Origin of the sequence: Blautia sp. MSJ-19, from assembly GCF_018918125.1 — a bacterium.
Classification (GTDB): domain Bacteria; phylum Bacillota; class Clostridia; order Lachnospirales; family Lachnospiraceae; genus Blautia_A.
Window position 1 is genome coordinate 1 of record NZ_JAHLQA010000012.1, and the last position, 6,534, is coordinate 6,534.

Annotated in this window: 7 protein-coding genes; 5 read left to right on the forward strand and 2 right to left on the reverse strand. The window is 41.3% G+C overall.

Translation table 11 applies throughout. The features are described from left to right. Positions 1–235: 235 nt before the first annotated feature. Positions 236–1,570, reverse strand: a complete 1,335-nt coding sequence (gene gdhA / locus KQI91_RS06015; protein ID WP_216391953.1) for an NADP-specific glutamate dehydrogenase — start codon at positions 1,568–1,570, stop codon at positions 236–238. Positions 1,571–1,849: 279 nt separating this feature from the next. On the opposite strand from gdhA, the gene KQI91_RS06020 reads away from it, so the two are divergent. From KQI91_RS06020 to efp, 5 genes are all read left to right on the forward strand, one after another. After that, on the forward strand, positions 1,850–3,070 hold the full coding sequence (locus KQI91_RS06020; RefSeq protein ID WP_216391954.1) for an aminotransferase class I/II-fold pyridoxal phosphate-dependent enzyme: 1,221 nt from the start codon (positions 1,850–1,852) through the stop codon (positions 3,068–3,070). Between the two features lie 126 nt (positions 3,071–3,196). Continuing rightward, complete coding sequence (locus KQI91_RS06025) at positions 3,197–4,558, forward strand: citrate/2-methylcitrate synthase (protein WP_216391955.1); 1,362 nt, start codon at positions 3,197–3,199, stop codon at positions 4,556–4,558. 14 nt (positions 4,559–4,572) lie between these two features. Then, positions 4,573–5,076: a YqeG family HAD IIIA-type phosphatase gene (locus KQI91_RS06030; RefSeq protein WP_216391956.1), complete on the forward strand. Its 504-nt coding sequence runs from the start codon at positions 4,573–4,575 to the stop codon at positions 5,074–5,076. Then, complete coding sequence (locus tag KQI91_RS06035; RefSeq protein WP_216391957.1) at positions 5,073–5,594, forward strand: shikimate kinase; 522 nt, start codon at positions 5,073–5,075, stop codon at positions 5,592–5,594. The genes KQI91_RS06030 and KQI91_RS06035 overlap by 4 nt, the downstream gene beginning before the upstream one ends. 66 nt (positions 5,595–5,660) lie before the next feature. Further along, complete coding sequence (gene efp, locus KQI91_RS06040) at positions 5,661–6,218, forward strand: elongation factor P (protein WP_005427567.1); 558 nt, start codon at positions 5,661–5,663, stop codon at positions 6,216–6,218. Here the strand turns inward: efp and KQI91_RS06045 are convergent. Next, the coding region (locus KQI91_RS06045; RefSeq protein ID WP_216391958.1) for a hypothetical protein at positions 6,219–6,534 on the reverse strand (316 nt) is incomplete at its 5' end. It lies immediately after the preceding gene.

The following is a 6,534-nucleotide window of genomic DNA, read 5'->3' on the forward strand; positions in this document are numbered from 1 at the left end:
TTTTACCCGTTCTGCAAATATCATAGACGTTACCTCCTAAAATGTATTACATTCAAGGGGCTTCGCCGCAAATTTTCAGATATTTGTCAAGTGTTTTTTAGAAAAAGTTACAAAAAAAGAGCAAGGTACATATTTCTATCTACCTTGCTCTGGAAGAAGTAGCTCTTTAATGCCTTAACTAAATGACATTGCCCACGAAAGGGACACCTTTTGAAAGTTTATGAGCTGTAAAGGATTAAACAATACCCTGAGCGATCATAGCATCTACAACTTTTTCGAATCCTGCGATGTTAGCACCTGCAACAAAGTTGTCTGTCAGGTCATAACGTTTTGCAGCATCACTGATTTTTGCATAGATATCAACCATGATCTGATGAAGCTTAGCGTCAACTTCTTCAGAAGTCCAAGAAAGTCTCTGAGAGTTCTGGCTCATTTCCAGTGCAGAAGTAGCAACACCACCGGCATTTGCTGCTTTACCTGGCAGGAACAGAACACCATTTTCCATAGCGTATTCAGTTGCTTCTCTTGTGGTAGGCATGTTAGCACCTTCTACGATATATTTGCATCCGTTGGCAACCAGAGTCTTTACGCCGTCAACATCAAGCTCGTTCTGAGTTGCACATGGAAGATATACGTCACATTTGATGTTCCAGATGCCGACACCTTCTGTATAGGTAGCGCCTTCTACACGATCTGCATATTCTTTGATACGTCCACGTTTTACTTCTTTGATATCTTTGACTACGTCAAGGTTGATTCCATTTGGATCATGGATATATCCGTTGGAATCACACAGTGCAACAACCTTTGCACCAAGCTGAGTTGCTTTCTGTACTGCATAGATCGCAACGTTACCGGAACCTGTAACAACAACAGTTTTTCCGTCAAGAGAATCATTGTGATCTTTCATCAGTTCATTAAGAATATATACAACACCATATCCGGTTGCTTCTGTACGAATCAGGGAACCGCCATAGGTAAGACCCTTACCTGTCAGAACACCTTCATAGAGGTCACGAACACGTTTGTACTGTCCGAAGAGATATCCGATCTCACGTCCACCAACACCGATATCACCAGCCGGTACGTCTGTATCTGCACCGATGTATTTGCAAAGTTCTGTCATAAAGCTCTGGCAGAATGCCATAACTTCTCTGTCAGATTTACCTTTAGGATTGAAGTTGGAACCACCTTTACCGCCACCGATCGGAAGACCTGTAAGGGAGTTTTTGAATACCTGTTCGAAACCGAGGAATTTAAGAATGCTCTGGTTTACTGTTGGATGGAAACGAAGACCACCCTTGTAAGGTCCGATTGCACTGTTGAACTGTACACGGTATCCTTTGTTTACCTGTACAGTGCCATTGTCATCTACCCACGGAACACGGAAAGAAATAATTCTTTCTGGTTCTACCAGACGTTCCAGAATGGAAAGACTGCGATATTTTTCTTCATTGCGGTCGATAACAACTTTCAGAGAATCCAGTACTTCTTTTACTGCCTGGTGGAATTCTGGTTCGCCAGGATTCTGTGCAACGACTCTTTCATAAACTTCTTCTGTGTAAGACATGTTGATTTCCTCCTCATTCGTTTTCTGAATCATGTCCATCTGTGTAAGACATTTGTCCAGGGATTATTATACACGAAAGTGGTAACGTTGAAAAGAGCATGATATAAATTTTTTTAAAAAATATATTGAGCCAGGCTTACAAAATTTTGTGATATAAGATATGGAGAATTTTACCTTGCGAAAATGGATTGAATATGAGATTATAATACAATACGAGTTACTGCAACACAAGTATGTAGTAACACTATGAATAAGAATCCCACGGAGAGGAGTGAAAAAATGAGAACATTTGACAAATCAACAAAACTCGATAATGTACTGTATGATGTGAGAGGACCGGTGGTTGATGAGGCGGCCAAGATGGAAGAGGAAGGCAAAGAGATTCTGAAACTGAATATCGGAAACCCTTATCCATTTGGATTTTCGGCTCCTCAGGAAGTGATCCTGGACATGCTCAGCAACATTCGTACATCTCAGGGATATTCTGATTCCAAGGGCATTTTTTCCGCACGTAAAGCAATCATGCAGTATGCACAGCTTCGAAATATTCCAAATGTTTCCATGAATGATATTTATACAGGAAATGGGGTCAGTGAGCTGATCAATCTCTGCATGCAGGCTCTGTTGGATAATGGTGATGAAATTCTGATTCCGGCACCGGATTATCCGCTCTGGACAGCGACAGCAACACTGGCAGGCGGTAAAGTTGTTCATTATGTATGTGATGAACAGTCTGACTGGTATCCGGATATTGAAGATATCAGAAGCAAAGTTACTGATAAGACCAAAGCAATCGTTATCATCAATCCGAATAACCCGACAGGTGCGGTATATCCAAAGGAAATACTTGAACAGATCGTGCAGATCGCAAGAGAAAAGGAATTGATTATTTTCTCTGATGAGATCTATGACCGTCTGGTTATGGATGGCTATGAACATACATCCATTGCTTCTCTGGCTCCGGATGTTTTCTGCGTGACATTTTCAGGACTGTCAAAGTCCCATATGATTGCAGGTTTCCGCATTGGCTGGATGATCTTAAGTGGTGCAAAGGACAAAGCAAAGGGTTATATAGAAGGAATCAAGATGCTTTCTTCCATGCGACTCTGTTCAAATGTACCGGCACAGTCTATTGTTCAGACCGCATTGGGTGGATACCAGAGTGTAACAGAATATATTAAGCCGGGCGGAAGAGTTTACGAACAGAGGGAATGCATTTACAATGCGCTGAAAGACATTCCGGGAATTTCTGTTGTAAAACCACATGCAGCATTTTATATTTTCCCGAAGATTGATACGGAGAAGTTCAATATTATAAATGATGAGCAGTTTGCACTGGATTTCCTGCATGAAAAGCAGGTATTGATCGTTCCGGGCAAAGGATTTAACTGGATGGAACCGGATCATTTCAGAATTGTTTATCTTCCGAATACAAGACAGCTTGAGAAATCAATGGAAAAACTCAGAGAATTCCTGAGTACTTATCGTCAGGTACGATAAAAAAGTTTTCATAGCTGGACTGTACAGAAAAGTAATGTTATAATTGATGTAATGTCAGAAATTTATCAGATTTATTGAGGAGGGCCTGCGGGAAAAAGAAGGAATAGTCGAAAGGAGTATTATTGCATGGCAGGATTTAACACAAAAGTAACACCGGAAATTGAAAATCTGACACAGGAGTGCGTGAATCATTCCAGTATGGATGTGTCACTTTATGGAAAGTACGATGTAAAAAGAGGTCTTCGAGATATCAATGGAAAAGGCGTGCTTGCCGGGCTGACCCAGATTTCCAATGTACAGGCGGTCAAGGTGGTGGACGGTAAAGAAGTTCCCTGTGCGGGAAGTTTGTATTACCGTGGATATAATATTAAGGATCTGACAGCTGGTTTTGTCAGGGACAACCGTTTCGGATTCGAGGAGACGACTTATCTTCTTTTGTTCGGCAAGCTTCCAAATGCTAAGGAACTCGAGGATTTTAAGAGCCTGTTAGCGGAGCAGCGTTCTCTGCCTCGGAATTTTGTCCGCGATGTTATCATGAAAGCACCGGGCCGTGACATTATGAATGCACTTTCCAGAAGTGTGCTTACTTTATATTCCTACGATAATAATCCGGATGATATTTCTCTTCCGAATGTGCTCAGACAGTGCCTGAATCTGATCAGTGAATTTCCGTTACTGTCTGTATATGGTTATCAGGCATACAATCACTATGTAAGAGGAAAAAGTCTTTATATCCATAATCCAAAGAAAGAGCTTTCTACAGCAGAAAACATTCTGCGCATGTTAAGACCGGACAAAAAATATACAGATCTTGAGGCCAAGATTCTGGATCTTGCACTGATTCTGCACATGGAGCATGGCGGTGGTAATAACTCCACTTTTACGACGCATGTAGTTTCTTCTTCTGGGACAGATACATATTCTGCGATTGCTGCAGCACTTGGATCATTAAAGGGTCCAAAGCATGGTGGTGCGAACATTAAGGTTATTCAGATGTTCCAGGATATGAAAAAAGAAGTTCATAACTGGGAAGACGAAGATGAAGTCAGGGCATATCTGAAACGACTTCTTCATAAAGAAGCATTTGACAGAAGAGGGCTGATCTACGGTATGGGACATGCGATCTATTCTGTATCCGACCCTCGAGCAGAAGTGCTCAAAAGCTTCGTAGAAAGTCTTGCAAAAGAAAAAGGCCGTATGAAAGATTATCGTCTGTATTCCATGGTTGAGTGGATGGCACCGGAGGTTATTGCTGAGGAGCGTCGCATTTACAAAGGTGTCAGTGCCAATGTGGACTTTTACAGTGGATTTGTGTACAGTATGCTGGATCTTCCGCTGGAACTTTATACACCAATGTTTGCGGTGGCACGAATCGTTGGATGGAGTGCACACCGTATGGAGGAGCTGATCAATACAGACAAGATCATTCGTCCGGCATACAAGAGCGTTCTGCCAGAGGCAGAGTACATTCCGCTTAGCGAAAGATAAGACAGGAGAAGATAATGTTTCGATGTTTTTTTCCGGATGAATATCTGGATTCCGCATATGCGATAGATTATGACCGCCTTTACCGTGAAGGGTATCGCGGTCTGATCTATGATATTGATAATACGCTTGTGCCTCATGGGGCGCCGGCGGACGAACGTGCGATTGCTTTGTTTGCACATCTGAGAGAGCTTGGCTTTGGATATTGTCTGTTGTCGAACAATCAGATTGAGCGGGTATCGTCTTTTGCAGAAGCAATCGATGCGCAGTTTATTGAAAATGCACACAAACCATCCGTTCGCAATTACAGGAAAGCAATGGAACTTCTTGGAACGGATACGGGAAATACCATTTTTATAGGAGACCAGCTTTTTACAGATGTATATGGAGCCAAGAGAAGCGGCATCCGTAATATTCTGGTGAAGCCGATTCATCCAAAAGAAGAAATCCAGATTGTGCTTAAGCGCTATCTGGAAAAAATAGTATTATATTTTTACAAAAAGGAGGAGGGGATTTCATGAACCACGTTGTGATCATCGGGTTTATGGGTTCAGGAAAAACGAGAGTTGGAAAGCAGATTTCCAAAGATTTGGGATTACCATTTGTAGATCTGGAAAAACTGATTACAAAAAGAATGAATCTTTCATCCAGAGAAATCTTTGAAAGATTTGGAGAACCGTATTATCGTGCATTGGAGACACTGGCACTGAAACAGCTTATCCAGGATCCTGAACGTAAAGTGATTTCGCTGGGGGCGGGACTGCCGCTTCAGGAACAGAACGAAAAGTATCTCAAGGAACTTGGCACGATCGTTTATCTCAAAGGTTCTCTGGCAACACTTAAAAAACGTCTGGAGGGATCTAAAAAAGATCCGATGCTGGATGGAGATGACAGAGACGATAAGATAAAGAAGCTTTTAAAGCAGAGAGATCCTGTATATCAGAAGTTTGCAGACGTTCAGGTTACGACAGGAGAAGTTCCTTTTGAGGAACTTATTAGAGAAATTGAAGAGAAATTATCTACATATGAAAAAAAGTAGTTGAAAAAACTTTGTGTATATTATAAAATAACTGATAGCGAACACAAAACGAAGGAGGATAATAAAATGATTTCTGCAGGTGATTTCAGAAACGGTGTCACAATCGAAATTGAAGGAAACGTATGTCAGATCGTTGAATTCCAGCATGTTAAACCTGGAAAAGGCGCTGCGTTCGTAAGAACAAAATATAAAAACATTATCACAGGAGCTGTACTGGAAAAATCTTTCCGTCCTACAGAAAAATTCCCACAGGCACGTATTGATCGTGTAGACATGAGTTATCTGTACAATGATGGAGATCTTTACAACTTCATGAATACAGAAACATATGATCAGGTTGCACTTACTAAAGAACAGGTTGGAGATTCTCTCAAATTCGTTAAAGAAAACGAAGTTGTTAAAGTTTGCTCCTGGAATGGAAATGTATACGCAATTGAGCCGCCTCTGTTTGTAGAACTTGAAGTTATCGAAACAGAGCCAGGATTCGCTGGAAATACAGCACAGGGTGCTACCAAACCGGCAACTGTTGAGACAGGTGCGCAGGTAATGGTTCCACTGTTCGTAAATCAGGGAGATAAACTGAAAATCGATACAAGAACAGGTGAATATCTGTCTCGTGTATAATTAATAGGAAATGAGTTGCCACTGTGAACGTAGTGAGCAGTAGCAAGTAACGATACCACCGGAGAGATTCGGTGGTATTTTTTTCTTTACGGGGAAGTGTGTGATCTGGCTGATTGTGGCAGGTGCATGCATGATTGGGAGAAGGTATCGATTTTGAATGATTTGGAAATATTCGATGCGGAATATTGCTGGTTTGGGGTTATGCCCGTATAATGGTGTAAATTGAATATTAAAAATAAATAGAGCCAAATGCTCTCCCTTTAGGTATAATAAGTTCACCACAAACAAAATTACCAAGGAGGATTCACAAATGGCT

Bases quoted from the DNA above. Each gene is read 5' to 3' on its own strand.
- gdhA (WP_216391953.1), bottom strand. From the start codon at position 1,570: ATGTCTTACACAGAAGAAGTTTATGAAAGAGTCGTTGCACAGAATCCT.
- KQI91_RS06020 (WP_216391954.1), top strand. From the start codon at position 1,850: ATGAGAACATTTGACAAATCAACAAAACTCGATAATGTACTGTATGAT.
- KQI91_RS06025 (WP_216391955.1), top strand. From the start codon at position 3,197: ATGGCAGGATTTAACACAAAAGTAACACCGGAAATTGAAAATCTGACA.
- KQI91_RS06030 (WP_216391956.1), top strand. From the start codon at position 4,573: ATGTTTCGATGTTTTTTTCCGGATGAATATCTGGATTCCGCATATGCG.
- KQI91_RS06035 (WP_216391957.1), top strand. From the start codon at position 5,073: ATGAACCACGTTGTGATCATCGGGTTTATGGGTTCAGGAAAAACGAGA.
- efp (WP_005427567.1), top strand. From the start codon at position 5,661: ATGATTTCTGCAGGTGATTTCAGAAACGGTGTCACAATCGAAATTGAA.